Annotated in this window: 16 protein-coding genes; 8 read left to right on the top strand and 8 right to left on the bottom strand. The window is 67.8% G+C overall.

What is annotated here, in order from left to right; translation table 11 throughout:
- The first annotated feature begins 41 nt into the window (after positions 1–41).
- The 4 genes from DPV79_RS30145 (at position 42) to DPV79_RS30130 (ending at position 6374) form a co-directional block, all read left to right on the top strand.
- Positions 42–1466, top strand: coding sequence for an amino acid permease (locus tag DPV79_RS30145; RefSeq protein WP_027791249.1), 1425 nt, complete (start codon positions 42–44; stop codon positions 1464–1466).
- Positions 1467–1689: 223 nt separating this feature from the next.
- The gene (locus DPV79_RS30140; protein WP_113047189.1) at positions 1690–4626 is read left to right on the top strand and encodes a molybdopterin oxidoreductase family protein; all 2937 of its coding nucleotides are present in this window, start codon (positions 1690–1692) and stop codon (positions 4624–4626) included.
- A gap of 16 nt (positions 4627–4642) precedes the next feature.
- A complete protein-coding gene (locus DPV79_RS30135) occupies positions 4643–5389 on the top strand; it encodes a 4Fe-4S dicluster domain-containing protein (RefSeq protein ID WP_059591871.1) in 747 nt (248 codons plus the stop codon).
- Positions 5390–5426: 37 nt separating this feature from the next.
- Positions 5427–6374 (top strand): dimethyl sulfoxide reductase anchor subunit family protein, encoded by a 948-nt coding sequence (locus DPV79_RS30130; RefSeq protein WP_113047188.1) that lies wholly within the window; start codon positions 5427–5429, stop codon positions 6372–6374.
- 26 nt (positions 6375–6400) lie between these two features.
- Here the strand turns inward: DPV79_RS30130 and DPV79_RS30125 are convergent, their stop codons facing one another.
- Entirely contained in the window at positions 6401–7153 is a 753-nt protein-coding gene (locus DPV79_RS30125; protein ID WP_021157633.1) for an IclR family transcriptional regulator, read from the bottom strand.
- A gap of 210 nt (positions 7154–7363) precedes the next feature.
- On the opposite strand from DPV79_RS30125, the gene DPV79_RS30120 reads away from it, so the two are divergent.
- Together DPV79_RS30120 and DPV79_RS30115 are read left to right on the top strand one after the other, a co-directional pair.
- Positions 7364–8356 carry an AAA family ATPase gene (locus DPV79_RS30120; RefSeq protein ID WP_113047187.1) on the top strand — a complete coding sequence of 331 codons (993 nt, stop codon included), beginning with the start codon at positions 7364–7366 and terminating at the stop codon, positions 8354–8356.
- Positions 8353–10074, top strand: a complete 1722-nt coding sequence (locus DPV79_RS30115) for a cobaltochelatase CobT-related protein (RefSeq protein ID WP_113047186.1) — start codon at positions 8353–8355, stop codon at positions 10072–10074. Before DPV79_RS30120 ends, DPV79_RS30115 begins: the two co-directional genes overlap by 4 nt.
- 76 nt (positions 10075–10150) lie before the next feature.
- Here the strand turns inward: DPV79_RS30115 and DPV79_RS30110 are convergent, their stop codons facing one another.
- The 6 genes from DPV79_RS30110 to pdxR form a co-directional block, all read right to left on the bottom strand.
- Positions 10151–10918, bottom strand: a complete 768-nt coding sequence (locus DPV79_RS30110) for a sulfite exporter TauE/SafE family protein (RefSeq protein WP_060373053.1) — start codon at positions 10916–10918, stop codon at positions 10151–10153.
- On the bottom strand, positions 10915–11949 hold the full coding sequence (gene pta / locus DPV79_RS30105; RefSeq protein ID WP_113047185.1) for a phosphate acetyltransferase: 1035 nt from the start codon (positions 11947–11949) through the stop codon (positions 10915–10917). Before pta ends, DPV79_RS30110 begins: the two co-directional genes overlap by 4 nt.
- Before the next feature lie 137 nt (positions 11950–12086).
- The gene (gene xsc, locus DPV79_RS30100) at positions 12087–13904 is read right to left on the bottom strand and encodes a sulfoacetaldehyde acetyltransferase (RefSeq protein ID WP_059494990.1); all 1818 of its coding nucleotides are present in this window, start codon (positions 13902–13904) and stop codon (positions 12087–12089) included.
- Positions 13905–14064: 160 nt separating this feature from the next.
- Positions 14065–14463 (bottom strand): nuclear transport factor 2 family protein, encoded by a 399-nt coding sequence (locus tag DPV79_RS30095; RefSeq protein ID WP_113047184.1) that lies wholly within the window; start codon positions 14461–14463, stop codon positions 14065–14067.
- 401 nt (positions 14464–14864) lie between these two features.
- Entirely contained in the window at positions 14865–17759 is a 2895-nt protein-coding gene (locus tag DPV79_RS30090) for a GH92 family glycosyl hydrolase (RefSeq protein ID WP_113047183.1), read from the bottom strand.
- Positions 17760–18289: 530 nt separating this feature from the next.
- Positions 18290–19816 carry a MocR-like pyridoxine biosynthesis transcription factor PdxR gene (gene pdxR, locus DPV79_RS30085; RefSeq protein WP_113047182.1) on the bottom strand — a complete coding sequence of 509 codons (1527 nt, stop codon included), beginning with the start codon at positions 19814–19816 and terminating at the stop codon, positions 18290–18292.
- Between the two features lie 269 nt (positions 19817–20085).
- Here pdxR and DPV79_RS30080 point away from each other — a divergent pair, with 269 nt between their 5' ends.
- The gene (locus DPV79_RS30080; RefSeq protein WP_113047181.1) at positions 20086–20427 is read left to right on the top strand and encodes a GNAT family N-acetyltransferase; all 342 of its coding nucleotides are present in this window, start codon (positions 20086–20088) and stop codon (positions 20425–20427) included.
- 58 nt (positions 20428–20485) lie between these two features.
- A complete protein-coding gene (phnY, locus tag DPV79_RS30075; protein WP_113047209.1) occupies positions 20486–21940 on the top strand; it encodes a phosphonoacetaldehyde dehydrogenase in 1455 nt (484 codons plus the stop codon).
- 45 nt (positions 21941–21985) lie between these two features.
- On the opposite strand, the gene DPV79_RS30070 is transcribed toward phnY, so the two are convergent.
- Entirely contained in the window at positions 21986–24226 is a 2241-nt protein-coding gene (locus DPV79_RS30070; RefSeq protein ID WP_059651037.1) for a TonB-dependent receptor, read from the bottom strand.
- Positions 24227–24482: the final 256 nt, after the last annotated feature.

Raw genomic sequence — 24482 nt, 5'->3', positions numbered from 1 at the left:
GTGGCGCGGGCGGCGTCCGGACAACTGGATATGGAGAAGACATGCAACCCTCGATGAACCAGAGTGACCTGAAGTGTGGGCTCAAGCAGCGCCACATGACGATGATCGCGCTTGGCGGCGTGATCGGTGCCGGGCTGTTCGTCGGCAGCGGCGTGGTGATTCAGCAGACCGGGCCGGCCGCGATCCTGTCGTTCCTGATCACGGGCGGGCTGGTCGTGCTCGTGATGCGGATGCTCGGCGAGATGGCCTGCGCGATGCCGGCCGTCGGCTCGTTCTACGAATACGCGCGCCTCGCGTTCGGCAACTGGCGCGGGCCCGGCAAGATGGCGGGTTTCCTCACCGGCTGGATGTACTGGTATTTCTGGGTGATCGTCGTCGCGCTCGAAGCGGTCGCCGGCGCCAAGCTGATCCAGTTCTGGCTGCCCGACACACCGGCATGGATCATCAGCCTCGCGCTGCTGGTCGTGCTGACGCTCACGAACCTGATCTCGGTCGGCAGCTACGGCGAGTTCGAATTCTGGTTCTCGTCGATCAAGGTCGGCGCGATCATCGTGTTCCTGTTCCTCGGCGGCCTCTACGTGCTCGGCCTGTGGCCCGCGTCGATGCACACGACTTCCGTGCTGCCGACGCTGCTCGGCCACGGCGGTTTCATGCCGCTCGGCATCGGGCCGGTGATGAGCGGGGCGGTCGCGGCCACCGGCTTCTACTTCGGCGCCGAGATCGTCACGATCGCGGCGGCCGAGGCGAAGGAGCCGGCCAAGGCGGTTGCGAAGGCCACCAATTCGGTGATCACCCGCGTGCTGGTGTTCTATGTCGGCTCGGTCGCGCTCGTCGTCGCGCTGGTGCCGTGGAATTCGCATCAGATGGCCACGCCGTACGTCAGCGCGCTCGAAGTGATGGGCCTGCCGGCCGCCGCCAACGTGATGAACGCGATCGTGCTGACGGCCGTGCTGTCCGCGCTCAACTCGGGCCTCTATGCGGCGTCGCGGATGCTGTTTGCACTGACCCGCCACGGCGATGCGCCGGCCGCACTCGCGAAGGTCAACAAGCGCGGCGTGCCGGTGCGCGCGATCCTGCTCGGCACGGTGTTCGGCTACGTGTCGGTCGTGATGTCGTATGTGTCGCCCGATACCGTGTTCGCGTTCCTCGTCAACTCGTACGGCACCGTCGCGCTGTTCGTGTACGTGCTGATCGCGTTCTCGCAACTGCGCCTGCGCAAGCGTCTCGACCCGGTGGCCGCGAGCAAGCTGCGCGTCAGGATGTGGGCGTATCCGTACCTCACCTGGGTCGCGATCGTCGGCATGGTCGGCATCCTCGTCGCGATGGCGTTCATCCCGGACCAGCGCAAGCCGCTGTGGCTCGGCGTCGCAAGCCTCGCCGTGCTGGTCGTCGCTTACGGGCTCACGCGCCGCAGCCGCCGCGAGCATCTCGACGACAGCGAACTGCTCGCGTATCCGCCGCGGTAATGCCCGGTAACGCATGACGTCGAAGGCCCGGCACGCAAGCCGGGTCTTTGCGCATGGGGCGCCGGCGGCGGCCCGATGGATCGCGCGGCCAACTATCGGGCCGCGCGATAGAACCGATCAGCGGATGCGACTTTATGTCGGCGGCCGGCGCGACTAGCATGGACGAATCGATTCACGGGCGTGCCCTGCGGGGGGCGCCCTCATCCGCGAACGAGGACAGACGATGGAACATCGGGCACGCGAGCGCGACGAACAGGCCGATATCAAGACGACGACGTGCTACATGTGCGCGTGCCGCTGCGGCATCCGCGTGCACCTGCGCGACGGCGAGGTGCGTTATATCGACGGCAATCCGGAGCATCCGCTGAACCAGGGTGTCATCTGCGCGAAAGGTTCGTCGGGGATCATGAAGCAGTATTCGCCCGCGCGGCTCACGCAGCCGCTGATGCGCAAGCCGGGCGCCGAGCGCGGCGACGCGCAGTTCGAGCCGGTGTCGTGGGATGTCGCGTTCGACGTGCTCGAAAAGCGCCTCTCACACCTGCGCGCGACCGACCCGAAGCGGTTCGCGCTGTTCACCGGCCGCGACCAGATGCAGGCGCTCACCGGCCTGTTCGCGAAACAGTTCGGTACGCCGAACTATGCGGCGCATGGCGGGTTCTGTTCGGCGAACATGGCGGCCGGGATGATCTACACGATCGGCGGCTCGTTCTGGGAATTCGGCGGGCCCGATCTCGACCACGCGAAGCTGTTCTTCATGATCGGCACCGCGGAAGACCACCATTCGAATCCGCTGAAGATCGCGCTCGGCAAGTTCAAGCGCGCGGGCGGCCGCTTCATCGCGATCAATCCGGTGCGCACCGGCTACGCGGCGATCGCCGACGAATGGATTCCGATTCGCCCCGGCACCGACGGCGCGCTGTTCATGGCGCTGATGCACGAGCTGATCGCGCGCGACGCGTTCGACCTCGAATTCGTGTCGCGCTTCACGAACGCGGCCGAGCTGGTCGACCAGCGCGACGGCGCCGACACGTTCGGGTTGTTCGTGCGGGACGCCGGTGCGCCGGAAGTCAACGCGCTGTATCCGCAGAACCGGATGTGGTGGGACACGAAGACGAACCGCGCGGTGCTGCATCACACGGAAGGCGCCGAACCGGCGCTCGACGGCCGCTACACGCTCGACGACGGCACGCCCGTCGCACCGTCGTTCACGCTGCTGCGCGAACAGGTGGCCGGTTGCACGCCCGAGTGGGCGGCCGACATCACCGGCATCGCGGCCGACACGATCCGCCGTCTCGCCCGCGAGATGGAGACGGTCGCGCGCGAGCACGCGATCGAGCTGCCGGTGCGCTGGACCGATTCGTGGGGCAAGGAACACGCGACGGTGAAGGGCGTGCCGATCGCGTTCCATGCGATGCGCGGGCTCGCCGCCCATTCGAACGGCTTCCAGACGATCCGCGCGCTCGCGGTGCTGATGTCGCTGCTCGGCACGATCGACCGGCCGGGCGGCTTCCGGCACAAGGCGCCGTATCCGCGCGCGGTGCCGCCGTCGGCGAAACCGCCGAACGATCCCGGCCAGATCAGGCCGAACACGCCGCTTGCGACCGGCCCGCTCGGCTGGCCGGCCGGCCCCGAGGACCTGTTCGTGCATCCGGACGGCACGCCCGCGCGGCTGGACAAGGCGTTCTCGTGGGAATACCCGCTCGCGGTGCACGGGCTCATGCATTCGGTGATCACCAATGCGTGGCGCGGCGATCCCTATCCGATCGATACGCTGCTGATCTTCATGGCCAACATGGCGTGGAATTCGTCGATGAATACGACGGAAGTGCGCAAGATGCTGGTCGACAAGCGCGACGATGGTGAGTACCGGATCCCGTTCCTCGTCGTGTGCGATGCGTTCGCGTCGGAGATGACGGCGTTCGCCGACCTGATCCTGCCCGACACGACTTACCTCGAACGGCATGACGTGATGTCGGTGCTCGACCGGCCGATCTCCGAATTCGACGGCCCGGTCGACTCGGTGCGCGTGCCCGTCGTGCCGCCGACCGGCGAGTGCAAGCCGTTCCAGGAAGTGCTGATCGAGCTCGCGAGCCGGCTGAAGTTTCCGGCCTTCACGACGGCGGACGGGCAGCGCAAGTACCGCGACTATCCGGATTTCGTCATCAACTTCCAGACCGCGCCGGATTCGGGCACCGGCTTCCTGATCGGCTGGCGCGGCAAGGACGGCGACAAGGCCGTCGTCGGCGAGCCGAACCCCGACCAGTGGAAGCGTTACGCGGAGAACAACTGCGTGTACCACCACCGGTTGCCGGAGCCGCTGCAGTACATGCGCAACTGCAACGGGCCTTACATGCAGTGGGCGGTCGACAACGGGATGCGCAAGTTCGGCGTGCCGATCGTGATCCAGCTCTACTCGGACGTGATGCAGAAATTCCGGCTCGCCGCGCAGGGCCGCACGTCGGGCCGCCAGCCACCCGACCATCTGCGCGAACGCATCGCGCGTTATTTCGATCCGCTGCCGTTCTGGCACCGGTCGCTCGAAAGCGGGTTGACCGACGCGGGCCGCTATCCGCTCGCGGCGATCACGCAGCGGCCGATGGCGATGTACCACTCGTGGGATTCGCAGAACGCGTGGCTGCGGCAGATCCACGGCGAGAACCATCTGTTCGTGAACCCCGTGACGGCCGCCGCGCAGCAGATCGACGACGGCGCGTGGATCTACGTCGAATCGCCGTGGGGCAAGGTGCGTTGCCGCGCACGCTACAGCGAGGCCGTGGAGCCCGGCACCGTGTGGACGTGGAACGCGATCGGCAAGGCGGCCGGCGCGTGGAACCTCGGGCCGCAGGCGGGGGAGTCGCAGCGCGGTTTCCTGCTGAACCACGTGATTACCGACGAGCTGCCGGATGCGGCGCGTGACGGCGCGCGGATGTCGAACTCCGATCCGATCACCGGGCAGGCCGGCTGGTACGACGTGCAGGTGCGGATCTATCCGGCCGAAGCGGATGCCGCGACCACGCTGCCGCAGTTCGCGCCGATGCCGGCTCTGCCCGGCACGCCGCGCGTGCTGCAGCGCGTGCAGGCGTATTTCGCGGGCACCGGCGCATTCGCCGCGCGGCTGCGGCGCGCGGCTTCCGCCGGCCCGAAACCTGACGACCGTTGATCGAAGGAGCACGACCATGACCCAGATGGCCCTCGTCATCGACCTGAACGTGTGCGTCGGCTGCCATGCCTGCGTGACGAGCTGCAAGGAATGGAACACGTCGGGCGAAGCCGGCAGTCTCGCCGATCTGCGCCCGTACGACGACGATCCGTCCGGCACGTTCTTCAACCGCGTGCAGACGTACGAAGCGGGCGTGTTCCCGATGACCGACACGATCCATTTCCCGAAGTCGTGCCTGCATTGCGAGGATCCGCCGTGCGTGCCCGTCTGTCCGACCGGCGCGAGCTACAAGCGCAAGTCGGACGGGATCGTGCTGGTCGACTACGACAAGTGCATCGGCTGCAAGTACTGCGCGTGGGCGTGCCCGTACGGCGCGCGCGAACTCGACGAAGGCCGCAAGGAGATGACGAAGTGCACGCTGTGCGCGGACCGCATCGACAACGACGCACTGCCCGAACGCGACCGGAAACCGGCGTGCGTGCTCGCGTGCCCGACGTCGGCGCGGCTGTTCGGCGACGTGCACGATCCGGAGTCGGACGTGTCGCGCGCGATCCGCGAACGCGGCGGTTATGCGTTGATGCCCGAATGGGGCACGCGGCCGTCGAACCATTACCTGCCGCGCGTGAAGACCGAAGCGTCGTGCGCGTGCGGCAGCAGCGGCGGATGCGGCAGCGGGTCGACCGGCCGCGACGAGAGCGACTCGTTCGAAGCACGCGCGGCGCGTGGCGACGTCGATCTCGTGTCGCTCGCGACGCAGCGCTGAGCCCCGCGCATTTCATCCAGAACCAGACGGAGTTGCCATGCGCCCAGCCTTTTCGGTCGTTTTCCTCACCACGCTGTGCGGCGCCGCACAGGGTTTGCTGTTGACGCTCGTGAGCGTCGAGGCGCTCGCGCGCGTGGCCGGCGTCGACGTGGCCGCCGCGTTCTACGTGACCGGCGCCGCGCTGTCGGTCGCGCTCGGCGTGCTCGGCCTGTTCGCGTCGTTCTTCCATCTCGGCCACCCCGAACGCGCGTGGCGCGCGATCGCGATGTGGCGCACGTCGTGGCTGTCGCGCGAATGCATCGCGCTGCCGGTGTTTCTCGCGTGCGCGTTCGCGTATGGCGCGGCCCACCTGTTCGGCTGGCCCGGCACGTTGCTGATCGGCGCGGCCGGCGCGCTCGCGAGCGTCGCGCTGTTCGTGTGTACCGCGATGATCTACGCGTGCCTGCGTTTCCTGCAGGAATGGGCGAGCCCGTTGACGCTCGTGAACTTCGTGCTGCTCGGCTGCGCGTCGGGCTGCACGCTGGCGACGGCTTGCGCCGCGTGGCTCGCGCCGGCGCTGGTCGGCCGGCTCGCGGTGGCCGCGTGCGTGCTGACGCTCGCGGGCTGCGTCGCACGGCTCGCGTCGCTCGCGCGCAATGCGCGGCTGCGGCCGAAGTCGACCGTGCAGAGCGCGACCGGCATTCGCCACGAGAAGGTCGAACAGAAGTCGCGCGGTTTCACGGCCAGCGCGTTCAATACGCGGGAGTTCTTTCACGGCCAGGGCAACGGCACGCTGCGTGCGGTGAAGGCCGGCTTCCTGATCGGCGCATTCGCGGTGCCGTTCGTGCTGACCGGCGCGGGTGCGCTCGCGCCGACGTCGGTCGCGGCGGCCGTCGTGCTCGGCGCGGCATTCGTGATCCAGTATGCGGGGCTGGTCGCGGAACGCTGGTTCTTCTTCGCGGATGCGCGGCATCCGCAGAACATCTACTACCAGCGCGCGTCATGACGTTGCGCGCGTGCCGCCGCGCGGCGCTAGAAGGTCGCCGCGAGCGCGCCGGCCGCTTCCTGCAGGCGCGGCACGCAGTCGAGCAGCCGCGACAGCGGCGCGCGCGACACGGGCGCATGCACGGCGACCGCGGCGATGCACGCACCGTCGTCGCCGACGACCGGTGCCGCGATACACGCGATGCCCGCGACGAATTCCTCGTTGTCGATCGCGACGCCCTTGTGCGCGGTGCGGTCGAGTTCGGCTTCGAGCAGTTCGGGATCGGAGATCGTATTCGGCGTGTAGCGCGGCAGCGCCAGCGCGCGCACCAGCGCGGCGCGCTCGTCGCGCGGCAGCAGCGCGAGCAGCAGCTTGCCGCTGGCGCTGCAATGCGCGGGCACGCGCGAGCCGGGCTTCAGGTCGAGCCGCAGCGGCCAGTCGGCTTCGACGCGGTCGAGATAGACGACTTCCGTGTCGTGCAGCGCGGTGAGGTTGCAGGTTTCGCCGAGATCGGCGACGAGCCGTTCGAGGATCGCATGGCGCAGCCGGCGCGCGCCCGCATGCAGCATCACGCCGGTGCCGAGCCGGGCGAGGCGCGGGCCGATCGCATACGCGTTCTTGCGGCCCGGCTCGCGGATCACGAGGCCGCCGGCTTCGAGCGACGCGAGCATCCGGTGCAGCGACGCCTTCGGGATATCGACCTCGCGCACGAGATCGGCGAGCGACACGGCATCGCCGGCCTGGACGAGATGTTCGAGCAGCGCGAAGGCGCGCAGCGTGGGCGTATCCGCGGGCAGCATGGCAGGCGTTCCGGAAACTGGACTGCGGCCATTGTACCGAACGGCCCGACAGGCCGGCCGCGCGGGGCGGCGGGTGCGGCAAGCCGGCACGGATAACCGGCGATGGAACGAATCGTTCCGTAAACAAGGAACGACGCCCGCGCATCAGGGAACGACACGCCAACACCGACAAACGCCGACAACGACAGGCAACGACAGGAGCGCAACGCAATGGAAGGGGTGACGAACAAGCCGGACTGCATGGTGTCGGTCCGCGAACGGTTCGGGTTCGATTCGGACCTGATGGTGCCCGCGTTCAGCGCGCGCGACGACCACGTGCCCGATATCGACGACGCGTACCGTTTCAACCCGGACGTCACGCTCGCGATCCTCGCCGGCTTCGCGCGCAACCGCCGCGTGCTCGTGCAGGGGATGCACGGCACCGGCAAGTCGACGCATATCGAACAGGTCGCGGCGCGGCTGAACTGGCCGTGCGTGCGCGTGAACCTCGACGGCCACATCAGCCGGCTCGACCTCGTCGGCAAGGATGCGATCGTCGTGCGCGACGACGTGCAGGTGACCGAGTTCCAGGAAGGCATCGTGCCGTGGGCGCTGCAGCGGCCCGTCGCGCTGATCTTCGACGAATACGATGCGGGGCGGCCCGACGTGATGTTCGTGATCCAGCGGATTCTCGAACGCGACGGCAAGTTCACGCTGCTCGACCAGAACCGCGTGATCCATCCGCATCCGTCGTTCCGGCTGTTCGCCACCGCCAACACGGTCGGGCTCGGCAACCTGAACGGGCTGTATCACGGCACGCAGATGCTCAACCATGCGCAGATGGATCGCTGGAACGTGGTCGCCACGCTCGACTATCTGCCGCGCGACGAGGAGATCGGCATCGTGCGTGCGCGCGTGCCCGAACTCGCCGACGAAGCCGGCCGCCCGCTGCTCGAATCGATGGTGAGCCTCGCGGAGCTGACGCGCAACGGCTTCGCGACCGGCGATCTGTCGACGCTGATGTCGCCGCGCACGGTGATCAACTGGGCCGAGAACTGCCGGATTTTCCGCGATCCGGCGCTCGCGTTCCGGCTCACGTTCCTGAACAAGTGCGACGACGCCGAACGGCCCGTCGTCGCCGAGTATTACCAGCGCTGCTTCGGCGAGGAACTGGCGGTTGCGTCGCGCGCCGGCGGCGGTGGCGAGCCGGGAGCCGGGCGGTGAGCGCCGATCGCGACGCCGCGCGCCGCGCGTCGGCGCGCGAAGCGCTGGGCGCGTCGACCGTGCGTGCGCTGACACGCGATGCGGCGCTGCATTACCGTGCGGGCCGCGTGTGCCGCGACCTGCGGCCGCTGCCGATCCACGCGCCGCACCTGCGCGCGCAGGCCGCCGACGACGATCTCGCGTCGTGGCGCGGCGCGGTCGACGGCGCCGCGCTGCGCATCCTGCATTCGGACGCCGACCTGCATCGCGCGTTGTCCGGCGACGATCCGGTCGAACGCGTGCTGTTCGAAATGCTCGAGCAACTGCGCTGCGAGTCGCTCGCGCCACCCGCGATGCGCGGCGTCGTGCAGAACCTGCGCCATCGTTTCGAAACCTGGTCGCGCGCGTTTCATCGGTCCGGGCAGGCCGATACGCATGTCGGGATCCTCGTGTACACGGTCGCGCAGATCGCATGGTCGCGGCTGACCGGCTGGCCGGTGCTCGAAGAAACGGAAGACCTGATCGAAGCGTCGCGCGCGGCGATCGTGCCGGAGATCGGCGTGCCGCTCGCGGGGCTGAAGCGCTGCCGGCACGATCAGCGCGCATTCGCGGAACATGCGCTGACGCTCGCGCGCCGGATTGCGGCGATGATCCGCGACGCGCGCGCGGCCGTCGTCGAAACGGCATCGGAAGACGCACGCGAGCAGGACGACGCGCTGACGAATTTCTCGCTATGGGTCGATTTCGACGATACGGGCATTGACCTGCCGGCACTCGTCGAAACGGGCGACAGCGTCGTGCTGCATGGCGGCGATGCGGTCTATCGCGCGTACACGACGCGTTACGACCGCGAACTCCGGCCGGCCGCGCAGATCCGCGCGGCACTGCTGCGCGAGTATCGCGACCGGCTCGACGGCCAGGTCGCCGCGCAGCGGATCAACGTCACGCGGCTCGCACGGGTGCTGCGCGCGGCGCTCGTCGTGCCGCGCGTCGACGGCTGGTCGTTCGGCGAGGAGCACGGCCGCCTCGACGGCCGCCGGCTCGCGCAGCTTGTCAGCTCGCCGGCCGAACGGCGGTTGTTCCGGCTCGAACGCGTGCGGCCGCACGCGGACTGCGCGCTCGCGTTCCTGATCGACTGCTCGGGATCGATGAAGGCGTGGATCGACGGCGTCGCGCTGATGGTCGACACGCTGGCCCGCGCCGGCGATGCCGCCGGCCTCGCCACCGAAGTGCTCGGCTTCACGACGCTCGCGTGGAACGGCGGCCGCGCGCGGCAGGACTGGCTCGCGCGCGGCAAGCCGCGCCATCCGGGCCGGCTCAACGAAACCGGCCATCTGGTGTTCAAGGACGCGGATACGCGCTGGCGGCATGCGCGCACGGGCATCGCCGCGCTGTTCAAGGCCGACCTGTTCCGCGAGGGCGTCGACGGCGAAGCGGTCGAATGGGCGTGTGCACGGCTCGCGGCGCGGCCGGAAGCGCGCAAGATCCTCGTCGTGATCTCGGATGGCAGCCCGATGGACGGCGCGACGGCGCTCGCGAACGATCCGTTCTACCTCGACAATCACCTGAAGCAGGTGGTCGCGCGCCAGGAGGCGGCCGGCCGCGTCGACGTCCTCGGGCTCGGTGTCGGGCTCGATCTCGGCCCGTACTACCGGCACCGGCTCGCGATCGACCTTGCGTCGGCGCCGGACATGAAGCGGCTCGTCGAAATCGCGCGCTGGATCGGCGCGCGGCGGTGAAGCGAGTAGTGTGCGTGCGCATCGCGGCGCGAATGCCGCGCGTCGGAGGGTTCGATGCGGCATGCGCCGCGCGGCACTACGCGCCGCGCAGCAGCGGCGGCAGCGACGTCGCGATCAGCCCGATGCCGATCGCCATCAGCACGCCGAACGCGAGCCGGCGCAGCGCGACCGGCGACAGCGGCGGCGGGTAGTGGCGCGCGGCGACCGTCGTCAGCATCACGACCGGCGTCGCGATCGCGGCCAGCAGCCAGATGTCGCGATCGATCTGGCCTTCGCATGCGCTGTACAGCACCCGCGTGGCCGAGGTCGTCGTGAACAGCACGATCAGCGCGCAGCGGATCTGCACGAGCGTCAACGGCTGCCGGTAGAACTGGAAGATCAGCGGCGGCCCCGACACGCCGAACATGCCGCTCAGCAGCCCACCGAACAGGCCGCTGACGAAGAAGCTGCGGTTGTCCGAGCGCGCCGTGAGCGGCGTCGGGCGCAGCGCCGCGCTCAGGCCGCCGTACAGCACGACCGCGCCGAGGATCAGTTGCAGCAGGTCGGCCGCCGAGCGGCTCAGGCATTCCAGCAGCAGCACGCCCGCGACCACCGACGGCAGGATGCCGAGCGTCGCCGCGCCGACCGCGCGCCAGTCGATGTGATGCAGCCGGCCGGGCAACGCGGCCGCGCCGTTCGCGAGCGACACGACGCTCATCAGCGTGGCGACGGTGGCGAGCGGCGCCAGCCCGAAGCCGCTCGTCGCGCCCATCACGATCATCCCGAGCCCGAAGCCGGTGACGGTCTGGAAATAACTGCCGGCGCCGATCACCGCGATCAGGATCGCAAGTTTGTCGGCCGTCATGCGTGCGCGGCCTCGCCGGTCGCGGCGCGTCGCGCGGCCGCCTGCGCCTGCACGGTGGTTGCCGCGATCACGTGATACACGTCGTCGGCGCCGCAGCCGCGCGACAGGTCGTTCGCGGGCCGGCGCAGCCCCTGCAGCAGCGGCCCGACGGCCTTCGCGCGGCCGATCCGTTCGGCGAGCTTGTAGCCGATGTTGCCGGCCTCGAGGCTCGGGAACACGAGTACGTTCGCATGGCCGCCCACCTGCGAATGCGCGATCTTGCGCTCGGCGATCTCCGCGACGATCGCCGCGTCGAGCTGCACGTCGCCGTCGATCGCGAGGGTGGGGCGCAGTTCGCGCACCTGCGCGGTCGCGGCCGTCACCTTGTCGACGGCCGCGTGATGCGCGCTGCCGCTCGTCGAGAACGACAGCATCGCGACGCGCGGTTCCTCGCCGAGCAGCGCTTGTGCGCTGTCGGCGGCGGCCATCGCGATTTCGGCGAGCTGGCCGGCATCCGGATCGACGACGAGCGCGCAGTCGGAGAAGATCAGCCCGCCCTTGATCGTGTGGAACGGTTCGCACAGCATCATGAGGAAGAAGCTCGACACGATCCGGAACGCCGGGTCCACGCCGATCAGCTGGATCGCCGCGCGCACGACGTCGGCCGTCGCATGCACGGCGCCCGCGACCGAGCCGTCCGCATCGCCGAGCCGCACCATCAGGTTGGCGTACGTCAACGGATCGCGCACCGCGTCGCGCGCTGCTTCGGCGGTCATGCCTTTTTTGGCGCGCAGCGCATGCAACGCGTCGGCATACGCATCGCGTTGCGGGGCGTCGGCCGGATCGACGAGCGTCATGCCGTCGAGATCGATCGCGTCGCGCGCGGCTGCCGCGTGGATGGCCGCACGGTTGCCGACGAGCACGATGCGCGCGATGCCGTCGCGCGTCGCGCGCGCGGCGGCGTGCAGCACGCGCGGATCGTCCGCTTCGCACAGCGCGATGCGCATCGGCGCGCGGCGCGCGGATTCGAGGATGCGGTCGAGGGCTTTCATCGTTCGCTCGCTGAGGAATGGAAAACGGGAAGGAAAAACGGCCGGATGCGGCGGCCCGCACGGGGCACGGCGTCCGGCCGGGTTCAGGCCGCGCGGCGATGCGCGCGGCCTGAAGCGGTTGCGTCAGCGACGCGGGCTCACACGTAGTCCTTGTATTTGTCGAGCATGCGAACCGGCTTCGACAGCGCATCGCGGCGGAACGGATCGCCGAGTTCACGCGTGCACATGATCTCGATGATCGTGGTCTTGCCTTCGTTCATCTGCATGTCGATCGCGCGCTTGAGCGCGGGGCCGACGTCCTCGAGGCGGTCGACCGTGATCCCTTCGGCGCCCATCGCGCGCGCGATCGCCGCGAAGCTCTGGTTGTCGAGTTCGCCCGCGACGAAGCGGCGGTTGTAGAAGTCGACCTGGTTCTTCTTCTCCGCGCCCCACTGGCGGTTGTGGAATACGACGGCCGTGACCGGGATGTTGTGGCGCACGCAGGTCATCGTTTCCATCAGGCTCATGCCCCACGCGCCGTCGCCCGCATACGACACGGCCGGACGATGCGGGGCGGCGACCTTCGCGCCGATGATCGTCGGGAACGCATACCCGCAGTTGCCCCAGCTCATCGCCGCGAAGAAGCTGCGCGGCTTGTTGAAGCGCAGGTAGCTGTTCGCGACCGAGTTGATGTTGCCGATGTCGGTCGACACCATCACGTCCTCGGGCATCGCCTTCTCGAGCTCGCGCAGCACCTGGCGCGGATGCAGGTACTGGCCGCCGCTGAACGGCTTCTCGTGCTTTTGCTCCTCGATCATGTCGAGGCTGTATGCGTCGCGCTCGTGCGTCCAGTCGTCGAGTTCCTTTTCCCACGCGGCCTTTTCGGTCGCGATCTGGTCGGCGCGATCGCCGCGCGAGCCGTCGCACGCGAGCGTGCGGCCTTCGAGGCGTTGCGTGAGCGCGATGGCCGCCGCCTTCGCATCGCCGCAGATGCCGACCGAGATCTTCTTCACGAGGCCGAGCATCTTGTGGTCCGCGTCGATCTGGATGATCTTCGCGTCCTTCGGCCAGTAGTCCATCCCGTGCTGCGGCAGCGTGCCGAACGGCCCGAGGCGCGAGCCGAGCGCGATCACGACGTCCGCGCGCGACAGCAGTTTCATCGCGGCCTTCGAGCCCTGGTAACCGAGCGGGCCGCACCACAGCGGATGGTTCGCCGGGAACGAGTCGTTGTGCAGGTAGCTGTTGACGACCGGTGCGCCGAGCCGTTCGGCGAGCGCCTTGCATTCGTCGATCGCATCGGCCATCACGACGCCGCCGCCCGAGATGATCACCGGGAACTTCGCCTGCGCGATCAGCGCGGCCGCATCGTCGAGGCTCTGTTCGCCGCCGGCGCCGCGATCGAGCCGGCGCGGTTGCGGAATCTCGACCTTGACCTTGCCGTAGAAGTAGTCGCGCGGGATGTTCAGTTGCGTCGGGCCCATCTCGGCCTGCGCGCGGTCGAAGCAGCGCGCGGTGAATTCGGCCATCCGCGCCGGGTGCGTGACGTGGCCCTGGTACTTCGTGAATTCCTGGAACATCGGCAGCTGGTTCGCTTCCTGGAAACCGCCGAGGCCGATGCCCATCGTGCCGGCTTCCGGCGTGACGATCACGACCGGGCTGTGTGCCCAGTACGCGGCCGCGATCGCCGTCACGCAATTGCTGATGCCGGGGCCGTTCTGGCCGATCACGACGCCGTGGCGGCCCGACACGCGCGCATAACCGTCGGCCATGTGGCCCGCGCCCTGTTCGTGCACGACCGGGATCAGGCGGATGCCGGCGGGCGCGAAGATGTCCATCGCGTCCATGAACGCGGAGCCCATGATGCCGAACATGTCGGTCACGCCGTTGGCCGCGAGGGTTTCGACGAAGGCTTCGGACGGCGTCATGTCCTGCGGACCGCTGGCCGATGCACGCAGGGAAGTGGATTGTTCGCTCATGGGTTGTCTCCGATTGTTCAATTAACGGAACGTCTTGTTCCAGATGCTATTTGCCGGGAAAAGCCGGTCAAGTCATTCCACCTGCTGCGGGGAAATGTGGAATGAAATGAAATGATTCGTTTCAAAATGCGCGCGGGTACGGTGGGGCCGAGTGGTGCGCTCAGGCCTGCTGCTTCGGCCGTTCCTTGCGGAACGCACGCTTGACGGCGATCAGCCCGTCGCGGAATTCGAACAGGTCGCAGCCTTCGGCCTCGATGCGCCAGCCTTCGGCGTGCGTGCCGGTGAACACCCACTCGGACACGCCGCGCTCGCCGGTCACGTAGTGGCGGCCGTGGCCCCAGTGCGCGTCGGGGAAGGTCTTGAACACGGCTTCGAACGCGGCGCGCACGGCATCGCGGCCGACGAAGCGCGTGCCGTGGATGTCGGGGCCGCCGGCCGCGTCGAATACGCAGTCCTCAGTCATGAAGCCCATCAGCGCATGCGCGTCATGCCGGTTGAATGCGTCGGAAAACGCCGCGAGCGTGGCGGCCGTGGCGGGGGCGGTGAGCGTATCGGACATAACGTGTCTCCTGTCGAATGGTGGGCGGTGCGCAAGGCGCTGGCGCGCATGCGGCACGCGGTATCGACACGTTAGTGAGCGCTCGTTTTTGGCGGTAGCGCCAGTTCGGGGGATTCGGTTGGGCCAGCGGCGGATGCAGGGAAGGTTCGCCCGTTCACGGGGTGTCCGACCCGGCGGATTGTGTGGCTTGATCCGGTTTCGTGCCGTGTCGCATGGCGCGAATGACGTTGTCGCGAATCAGGTCGGTGACGGGGCGTGCCGGGAAATGACGGAAGAAGGATTCGACCGGCATCGGGGCCGGACCCGCGTCGCTCCGGCGGTTTTCAAACCGCGTCGCGGGCAGGCAGAAGGAGCCGGGGGTACATCGCTGCGTGCGACGTACCCCCGAGGTCATGCAGGCATCACGACGCCGTCATGCCGATACCGAACACGTGCATCTTGCCGGCGCTGACCTGCCGCGGCAGCACGATACTCGTCACCACCTTGCCGGGCGGCACCGGAATCTTCTGCGCGAAGATGTAGGTCTTGACGTTGTCCTGCTGGCCGTTGCCGGCATTGCGATAGGCCATCGTGACGGCCACCGTCGAGCGTGGGCTCGCGCTGCCGCCGTTCAGGGTCCAGTCGTCGAAGGCCAATGTGACGGCCTGGCTCGACCCGTCCGCGAAGTTCAGCTGCGCGATCCCGCTGCTCGGGCCGTTGTTGGACGAACCGAGCACCACGACGCCGGTGCCGGCCGATCCCGGCGGCAGCATCACGGTTTGGCCGACGGTCACGGTGTTGTCGAGCGAGAGCGGCCCGCCCGCCACCGTCACGGTGGCGCCGGCCACCGAGAACGGCTTGCCGGGCTGCACGCCCGCCGCGCCGAGCGCATTGACCGAGTAGCTGAACAGGCTGCCGTCGAAGTCCGCGCCCTGGCCGTCGGTATTGGTCGCACCGTCCATGCTGAAGCCGCGGTTGTTGTAGCTGTCGGCCGCGTTGAGCGCCACCGGTACGCCGAACGACGGCGGCTGCGCCTGGGCACCCCATCGAGACGGTGCGCTGCCCATCGCGAAGTGCAGCGTCGCACCGTTGGCGATGTCGTCATAGGCGACCCATGCGGCAGGGTGGGCACGACCGTCGATCGACAGCGACTGCACGTAGTTCGACGCCGGCGCGCCTGCGGCACGGATCCGCCAGGTGTGGCCGTTGCCGAGCCGCACGTCGATCTGCGGGAACTGCGGGCTGCCGATCGCCAGGCCCGCGACGCCGGGGATCTGCGGGTACAGGCCCAGCGCGCCCCACACGTACCAGCCCGACACGGCGCCGAGGTCGTCGTTGCCCGGCAAGCCGTCGGGGCCGGTGCCGAACGCGCTGGCCATGATCTGCTGCACCACGCGCTGCGTGCCCGACGGTTGCGCGGCCCAGTTGTAAAGCCACGGCACCTCGAAGGTCGGCTCGTTGCCCATGTAGAAATTCGGCAGGCTCAGGCCGGCATTGAGCACCGTGAAGAACTGGTCGAGCCGCGACGTCACGGCCGTATTGCCGCCGAGCTGCGCGAACAGGCCCGCCGCGTTGTACGGCACCATCCACGTGTACTGTTCGGCATTGCCCTCCACGTAGTTGTCGCCGCTGCCCGGCGTTTCGGGTATCCACGCGCCGTTCGATTGCCGCGCCGCGATCAGCGGCGGCGTCAGCGCGGTGTTGAGCAGGTTCTGCCAGTAGGCCGAGCGGCTCAGCAGCATGCGCTGCGTGGCGGTATCGCCGAGTGCGCCGGCAAAGCGCGAGATCGCGAAGTCGCTGCTCGTGTATTCGAGCGTCGACGAAGCCTGCCCCCACTCGCCGCCGGTGATGTAGCCGCCCTGCAGGTAGCTCGCGCGGCCGCCGTTGGTGGTCACGTTGTTGCAGGCGGTGCCGGGGATGTTCGCCATCTTCACCATGTGCTGCAGCGCGGCGCGCGTATCGAAGCGCCGCGCGCCGAATGCGTAGGCACTCGAAACGATCAGCGAACCGGCATCGCCCGGCATCACGCCGTCCTCGACGTTGTCGTTGACCCAGTGCGGAATCGCGCCGCACTGATCGGCGTCGTTGACCAGCGACTGGATCATGTCGCTGGTCTCGGACGGGTTGAGGATCGACTTGAGCTGGATCAGCGAACGGTAGATGTCCCAGCCCGAGAACGACGAATACTGCGCGTTCTGGCCTTTGGCGAGCTGGTGCACGGTATTGTCGAAGCCGATGTACTGGCCGTTCGCGTCGCTGAAGATGCTGGGCGCCCACAGCGCGTGATAGAGCGCCGTGTAGAACTTCTTCTTCGCGTCGAGCGTCCCGCCTGCCACGCGGATCGCGTTGAGGCGGTCGTTCCAGGTTCGGTCCGCCTGCGTGCGCACGCCTTCGAAATCCCAGCCGCGATTTTCCGCGTCGAGGTTGGCCTTTGCATTGGCGGCGCTGACGTACGAAATGCCGATCTTCATCCGGACCGCCTGGCCGGGACGGAAGCCGAGTTGCGCCACGCCGTGCGAGATCGACGCCGACGTGAACGCCTGGTCGAACGCGGCATAGAAGTAGACGGGCACCGGCACCGAGTTGCCGCAGAAGCCGCCGCCGATCGTGCTGCCCGAGAGGGCGCTGCCGGAAACCTGCGTAATCGCGCCGGTGGTCGAGGTCTTCGTATTGGTGCGTGTCGCGTCGAGTACCAGCAGCGCGGGTTTGCCGGCCGGGTAGGTGAACCTGCCGAAGCCGGTGCGCAGGGTGGCGGTCAGTTCCACCTTGATCTGCGAATCGAGCACGACCGAGTAGTAGCCGGGCCGGGCCGTTTCATTCGCATGACTGAAGGTCGGAACGAGCCGCGTTGCGTCGGTGGTCGGCATGACCGGGAATTCGCCGTTGTTGCCGCTGCAGCCGGCACCCGGCATGTGCGTGACGCTGAAACCCTGGATCGAATGGAGGTCGTAGTAATAACCGGCCGGCGAGTTCGGTTCCTTGCTGTCGTTCGGCGCCGGCGTGGTGTTGGTGTCGGGCGCCCATTGCACCATGCCCGACGGCAGCCCGGCGGCCGGCACGACGCTGCCGGCCTGTCCCGCCGGCACCGGGTTCGGCGAATTGCTCGCGAGTGTGCCGATCAGCGGGTCGACATACTGCGTCAACGACAGGCTGCGGTTGTCGTCGAGGTTGGTCGTGTCGGCCGCACCGGCCGACGATTCCGCCGGATGTGCGGCCAGTATCGACGCCGCCGTTCCATCGCTGCCGTCACCGCCTCCGCACCCGCTCAATGCGCACGCCGCGGCCAGCAACGCCGCGAGCGTCGTGAATCGACTCATGATCGTCCCCTCCAGTCGGAGATGCCTTTTTGCCTTGACGATCCCGACGATCGAATCACGGGATCGCTGTGGGTTGTTGCTGTCGTGTTGCGTCGTAACACTAGGATTCGTATGAATTCGCTGTCAATCCGAATAACGGATTTGTAATGTTTTTATTAGATTTACTAAACGAGTGGAAACGATGCGCAGGCGGTGGCGCGGTATCGGAAGGTGCAGCGGATGCAGCGAGCGCGTGGCGAATGCAGGGTTCTACGGCAAGGCGAGAAACAACGTGCCGATCTGGGGCGGCGCACGTGAACGCAGCCTCTACCCGAAAGGCAGCCTGCAGACGCGAGGCCGTGAGTTGCCCGGCAGCGCAACCCGATCGATCGTTACGATCGGCACCTGCGCGCGTCGCACGGGAGCGACACGCGCGACACCGGCGACATGCTTGCCGCGCAACGAAAGTCGCGATCGTTTCCGGATGCGTGATTGTGCACGAGGAGCGAGGGCGGTCATGCATCGGTGGCACGACGCCTCTCCGCATCCGGTCAGGCGCCCGGCTTCTGCGCCCGCACGCACTGCGCCAGCGCCCGCACGCCCGGCTCGATCCGCTCGAGCGGAATCGCGGAGAACCCCATCCGGAAGCAGCGTCGCGCGTCGCCCGTATCGTTCATGAAGAACACGTTCCCCGGCTCGATGAGGATGCCGGCCGCCTGCGCGTCGGTCGCGAGGCGCGTGGCATCGAGCCACGGCGGCCCCTCGACCCAGCACGACGCACCGCCCGTCACACGCACATGACGCGCTTCCGGCAGATGCGCATCGAGCGCGGCCATCAGCGCTTGCGAGCGCTCGCTGTACGCATGCGCGAGCCGGCGCAGCAGCGCGTCGTGATGGCCGAGCGCGAGAAAGGTTGCGAACGCACGCTGGATATACGCGACCGGATGGCGCACCATCAGCCGCCGCAGCGCGCGCAACTCGCGGATCAGCTCGCGCGGCCCGACCACGTAGCCGAGCCGCAGCCCCGGCGCGAACGTCTTCGACAGGCTGCCGACGTAGATCACGCGGTCGGCCGTGTCGAGGCTCTTCAGTGCCGGATGCGGCGTGCCGGAGAACGTGTTCTCGCTCTCGTAGTCGTCCTCGATGATCACGAAATCGTGCTGCCGCGCGCAGTCGAGCAGCGCGCGGCGGCGTTCGACCGGCATCGTCGCGGTGGTCGGGCACTGGTGGCTCGGCGTCACGTACACGTAGTCGCAGCGCGCCAGCGTATCGGCGAGCGCATCGGGCGCGATCCCGTGGCCGTCGACGGGCAGCGGCAGCAACCGCGCGTTGCGGTTCTCGAAGATGTTGCGCGCGTCGGGATAACCGGGATTCTCGAAGCCGACCGTCGTGTGCTTGCCGCACAGCAGGTCCGCGATCAGGTACAGCGCCTGCTGGCAGCCGTTCGTGACGACGATCTCGTCGGGCATCGCGAACACGCCGCGCCGCGGCAGCACGCGCGTGCGGATCTGCTGGATCAGCGATTCGTCGTCGCGCTCGATCAGGTCGGGTGCCCAGTTGCGGATTTCCATCACCGACAGCGCCTTCAGGCAGCATTCGCGCCAGTCGTTGGTCGGAAACAGCGACTGGTCGAATTGTCCGTAGATGAACGGGAATTCGTAGTGCTGCCAGTTCGCGGGCTTCACGATGTTGCGCTGCCTCGACGGCGGATGCGCGATGCGCTTTTCCCATGCGGGGCGGCCCGGCATGTTGTCGTTGCCGTCCGGTTTCTCGCCGGTTTTGGCCGCCGCGAAGCCGGGCACGCCCTCGAGCATCTTCGGGTTCACGAAGTGCCCGCTGCGTTCGCGCGAGATCAGGTAGCCCTCCTCGACGAGCATCTGGTACGCGAGCACGACGGTGTTGCGCGCGACGCCGAGCTGGTCGGCGAGCTCGCGGCTCGACGGCAGCGCGGCATCGGGGGCGAGCTGGCCGTCGAGGATCGCGGCCACGAGCATCCGCCGGATCTGGTCCTGCAGGCTCGACGCCGACGACCGCCGGAACTGCTGGGCCCATAGGGCGGTCGGGGTACGGCTCGGCATGCTTCCTCCTGTGATCGGTACGGGAAACGCGGGGCGGTGCGCGTGGGGTGCGCGCGGCCCGCGAGAGGCGCGGTTTCGCGAGAATACGCGCGTCGCGCCGCGGATGTGGACTCAATGAAAGGTGTCGTCTGGCACTACTGCGCGCCGACGTGGCAAGACGATACTCAACTCGTCGCCCCTGGACGATCCGGATAACTCCCCGGTACGCGGGCGCGGGAGGGCGTGCGCGCATCGCGTTCGCCCGCATCGTGATGCGAAGGGAGGAGGCCATGCACGTCGTCGTGTTCAGGGATCGCTGCGAGCGCGTGATCCGCATCGTGTTCGACGACACGCGCGCGACGGCGGTCGCGTATCGCGACGACGAGGCGATCGGCGAGCTCGGCATCGACGACGACGGCGGCGGTGCCACGCGATCGCCATCGCTTGCGCGTCTGTACGTGGAACCCGCCTATCGACGCAGCGGCATCGCGCACACGCTGCTGGCGTGTGCATCGCGCGAATTCGGACGGCCGATCCGCATCGATCCCGGCGCGCGTGAGTGGCCCGACTCGCCGGCATGGGCGACGTTGTGCCGCTGCCTCGAATACGAAGGGCTGGTCGTGGTGCGCTAGTGCGCGCCGGGCACCCGCTGGCGTGGCCACGATCACGCATCACGACAACGGAGACGACATGAGTACGGTCCTGAAGCCGATTCCCGCATCCGACGTGCGGCACGAAGCGTTGCGTATCGACGGGCAGCGCGTGTGGCGCGACGCGGTGATCGAAGTGCGCAACCCTTACGACGGCGCTCTGGTCGGCACCGTGCCGAAGGCGACGCTCGACGACGTGCGGCGCGCGTTCGCGGTCGCGCGAGCATACCGGCCGGCGCTCACGCGCCACGATCGCGCGGCGATCCTGCGCCGCGCGGCCGACATCGTGCGTGCGCGCACGGCGGAGATCGCGGCGCTGATCACGGCCGAGGCCGGGTTGTGCATCAAGGATTCGACATACGAGGCGGGCCGCGTGGCCGACGTGCTGACGTTCGGCGCCGGTGAAGTGCTGAAGGACGACGGGCAGATCTTCTCGTGCGACCTGACCCCGCACGGCAAGAAGCGCCGCGTGTACACGCAGCGCGATCCGCTGCTCGGCGTGATTTCGGCGATCACGCCGTTCAACCACCCGATGAACCAGGTCGCGCACAAGATCGTGCCGTCGATCGCGACCAACAACCGGATCGTCGTGAAGCCGTCCGAGAAGGTGCCGCTGTCGTGCTACCTGTTCGCGGACATCCTGTACGAAGCGGGCCTGCCGCCGCAGATGCTGCAGGTGCTCACCGGCGACCCGAAGGAGATCGCCGATGAACTGATCACGAACCCGGCGATCGACCTCATCACGTTCACGGGCGGCGTGTCGATCGGCAAGTCGATCGCGGCGCGGATGGGCTACCGGCGCGCGGTGCTCGAACTCGGCGGCAACGATCCGATCATCGTGATGGAAGACGCCGATCTCGACGAAGCGAGCACGCTCGCGGTGTCGGGTTCGTACAGGAACTCGGGGCAGCGCTGCACCGCGATCAAGCGGATGCTCGTGCACGAGTCGGTGGCCGATCGCTTTACGGAGCTGGTCGTCGAAAAAACGCGTGCGTGGTCGTACGGCAATCCGGCCGATCCGTCGGTGGACATGGGCACGGTGATCGACGAAGCGGCCGCGAAGTTCTGCGAGCAGCAGGTGAACGACGCGATCGCGCGCGGGGCGCGCCTGCTGGTCGGCAACGTGCGCGACGGCGCGCTGTATTCGCCGACGGTGATCGATCGCGTGACGCCCGACATGCCGCTCGTGAAATACGAGACGTTCGGGCCCGTGTCGCCGATCATGCGTTTCCGCGACATCGACGAAGCGATCAGGATGTCGAACAGCACCGACTATGCGCTGTCGTCGTCGGTGTGCACGAACCGCTTCGACCACATCACGCGCTTCATCACCGAGCTGGAAGTCGGCAGCGTGAACGTGCGCGAAGTGCCGGGCTACCGGCTCGAGCTGACGCCGTTCGGCGGCGTGAAGGACTCGGGGCTGGGGTACAAGGAAGGCGTGCAGGAAGCGATGAAGAGCTTCACGAACGTGAAGACGTATTCGCTGCCGTGGTGAGCGCGGCGAGGAGGGGCGTACCACGCCCTCCCGCCGCCAACCGCGTTACTGATAGAAGTTGAGCGTGACCATCGCCGAACGGCCCGGCGCCCAGGTCGCGTAGATCGGGTACGCGCTCGCGTAATACTTCTTGTCGAACAGGTTCTGCACGTTCAGCTGGACGTCCATCGTCTTGTTCACGCGCCAGGTGGCGGCCGCGTCGAAGCGCGCGTAGCCGGGCGTCCATTTCTTCGTCGTCGCGGATACCGACGCATAGGTCTGGCTCATCACCGTCGCACCGGCGCCGAGCGTGAGCTTCGGCATCACGTCGTAGCTCGTCCACAGCGTGAAGTTGTGCTTTGGCACCATCACCATCGGCAGGCCCGATGCGCCCGGGCTGCCGGGGCCCGCGTCGGTCGTGATCGCGTTCAGGTACGAGTAGCCGCCGAACACGTGCCACTTCGGCGTCATGTTGCCCGCGAAGCCGAATTCGAAACCGCGCACGCGCTGCTTGCCCGCGTTGACCGTGTGACCGAGGCCGTCGCTCACGCGCGCATTGGTCTTCTCGGTCTGGAACAGCGCCGACGTCAGCGACAGTTGATCCCGCAGCACGTCCCACTTCGCGCCGATCTCGATGTTGCGCGAGCGCTCCGGCGCGAGGTCCTGGTTCGTCGCGGTGATCTGGTCGGTGCCGCCGCCGAGGCCGCCGTTCGACCCCGGCGGGTTCGACGACGTGCCGTACGACGCATACAGGCTCACGTTGCTCACCGGCTTGAACACGAGGCCGAACTGGTAGCTGAACAGGTTCGACGTGTTCGACAGGTCGGCGACGCCGGCCTGCTTGCCGGTCGTGTCGTAGCGGTCGAAGCGCAGCCCCGTGTTGAACTGCCAGCGCTCGGACAGCTTCACGGTATCGAAGATGTACGCCGACACGGTGTCGGTGCGCGTGTTCGTCGTCGCGCCGGGGAAGCCCTTGTCGCCGTTCAGCACGATGCTGCCGGTCCACGGCATGTTCGGGTTCCAGCCGCCCGCGAGCGGCGTGCAGTTGCCGGCCACCGAGCACGGGCCGCCCGAGCGGATGTTGTGGCCGGCCGAATCCGACACGAGGTAGCCCTCGTAGCGCGCCTGTTCATGGCTGAACTCGACGCCGGCCGTCATCGTGTGCTTCATGCCGAACAGGCTCGCGCTGCCGGTCACCTCGGTCTGGTTCGAGAAGCCGTTGAGCGCGTACTTGCCGCTCTTTGCCTGCAGGCTCAGCATGTTCGGGTTCGACGCGAGGATCTGCGGGTTCGTCGCGACGTAATCGAGCGTCGAGCGGCCGAACATCGTCGTGTTCTTCAGCTTCCAGTCGTCGTTGAGCTTGTGCTCGACGCGTACTTCGGCGGTGTCGGTCTGCCCGTAGCGGTAGTCGCGCGTGTTCAACCCGAAGAACTGCCCGCGATCGGTCGGCACCGGCGTGCCGCCCGACGCGCGGAACGGCACGCTGAAGTCCGGCATGTCGTACGAGTTCATGTGGTAATAGCTGACCGTGACCGTGGTCGGCGTGTTCAGCCCGAACACGATCGACGGCGCGACACCCCAGCGCTTGTTGTAGACGTCGTTGCGGCCGGCCTGGTTCGCGTCGTGACCCATCACGTTCAGGCGCACGGCCGTCGTGTCGTTGATCTTGCGGTTCGCGTCGACCGTCGCGCGCTTGTAGCCGTCGGTGCCGAAGCCGATGCTGCTGTTGATGAAATCGTCGTTCTTCGGTGTCTTCGTGACGATGTCGATGCTGCCGCCCACCGAGCCGCGGCCCGCGTAGACCGAATCGGGGCCCTTGATCACGCTGATCTGCTCGACCGCGAACGTTTCGCGGTTCTGCAGCCCCGAGTCGCGCATCCCGTCGACGAAGATCGAGTTGCGCGATTCGAAGCCGCGGATCACCGGGCGGTCGGCCGACGGGTTCGCGGCCGCATCGCCGCCGAGGAACGTGATGCCCGGTACCGAGCGCAGCGCGTCCGCGAACGACGTGACGTTTTTTTCCTTGATCAGTTGCTCGGGGATCACCGTGACCGAGCGCGGCGTATCGAGCAGCGGCGCGGTGAACTTGTACGACGGCGATTGCTTCACCTGCATGTCCGACGGCGCGGACGACTGGATCGTGATTGTCGGCAGCGTCGCCTGCACGTCGGCGGACGGGGCCGGCTGGTCGGCGGCGGGCGCGGGAGAGGGTACCGTTTCGGCGGAAGCGAGCAGCGGGGTCAGGAACACGGAGCAGGTCAGCGCCGACACGAGGGCGCGAGGCCTCGTCTTGAACTGGGCGGGCATATCGAGAGGCAGCAGAAGGTTCGGTGAGCGGGCGCGTCTTCTCGATGCAGGCCGGGCAGTGCGGAACATCGGAAAACGTCAATGTAAATGCGTATGATTCGCGTTTGCGATCGCAATTGTACGGATTGGTACCAATTCTGTAAACGATTGAATGGTTTTTGTACTAATTCGGTCAGGTCTTCGTGGGGGCGCGATCGCCTTTGCGTCATATGCAACACCGCTTTCCATGGCCGGGCCGGCGCGTGGCGCGGCGACT

Origin of the sequence: Burkholderia reimsis (assembly GCF_003294055.1) — a bacterium.
In the GTDB taxonomy this organism is placed as follows: Bacteria; Pseudomonadota; Gammaproteobacteria; order Burkholderiales; family Burkholderiaceae; genus Burkholderia; species Burkholderia cepacia.
Note: the sequence above shows the minus strand (reverse complement) of the source record. Positions and strands in the feature narration are given on the sequence as shown.

What these genes read in the sequence shown, in the direction of transcription:
- DPV79_RS30145 (WP_027791249.1), top strand. Translation starts at nt 42, where the DNA reads ATGCAACCCTCGATGAACCAGAGTGACCTGAAGTGTGGGCTCAAGCAG.
- DPV79_RS30140 (WP_113047189.1), top strand. Translation starts at nt 1,690, where the DNA reads ATGGAACATCGGGCACGCGAGCGCGACGAACAGGCCGATATCAAGACG.
- DPV79_RS30135 (WP_059591871.1), top strand. Translation starts at nt 4,643, where the DNA reads ATGACCCAGATGGCCCTCGTCATCGACCTGAACGTGTGCGTCGGCTGC.
- DPV79_RS30130 (WP_113047188.1), top strand. Translation starts at nt 5,427, where the DNA reads ATGCGCCCAGCCTTTTCGGTCGTTTTCCTCACCACGCTGTGCGGCGCC.
- DPV79_RS30125 (WP_021157633.1), bottom strand. Translation starts at nt 7,153, where the DNA reads ATGCTGCCCGCGGATACGCCCACGCTGCGCGCCTTCGCGCTGCTCGAA.
- DPV79_RS30120 (WP_113047187.1), top strand. Translation starts at nt 7,364, where the DNA reads ATGGAAGGGGTGACGAACAAGCCGGACTGCATGGTGTCGGTCCGCGAA.
- DPV79_RS30110 (WP_060373053.1), bottom strand. Translation starts at nt 10,918, where the DNA reads ATGACGGCCGACAAACTTGCGATCCTGATCGCGGTGATCGGCGCCGGC.
- pta (WP_113047185.1), bottom strand. Translation starts at nt 11,949, where the DNA reads ATGAAAGCCCTCGACCGCATCCTCGAATCCGCGCGCCGCGCGCCGATG.
- xsc (WP_059494990.1), bottom strand. Translation starts at nt 13,904, where the DNA reads ATGAGCGAACAATCCACTTCCCTGCGTGCATCGGCCAGCGGTCCGCAG.
- DPV79_RS30095 (WP_113047184.1), bottom strand. Translation starts at nt 14,463, where the DNA reads ATGTCCGATACGCTCACCGCCCCCGCCACGGCCGCCACGCTCGCGGCG.
- DPV79_RS30090 (WP_113047183.1), bottom strand. Translation starts at nt 17,759, where the DNA reads ATGAGTCGATTCACGACGCTCGCGGCGTTGCTGGCCGCGGCGTGCGCA.
- pdxR (WP_113047182.1), bottom strand. Translation starts at nt 19,816, where the DNA reads ATGCCGAGCCGTACCCCGACCGCCCTATGGGCCCAGCAGTTCCGGCGG.
- DPV79_RS30080 (WP_113047181.1), top strand. Translation starts at nt 20,086, where the DNA reads ATGCACGTCGTCGTGTTCAGGGATCGCTGCGAGCGCGTGATCCGCATC.
- phnY (WP_113047209.1), top strand. Translation starts at nt 20,486, where the DNA reads ATGAGTACGGTCCTGAAGCCGATTCCCGCATCCGACGTGCGGCACGAA.
- DPV79_RS30070 (WP_059651037.1), bottom strand. Translation starts at nt 24,226, where the DNA reads ATGCCCGCCCAGTTCAAGACGAGGCCTCGCGCCCTCGTGTCGGCGCTG.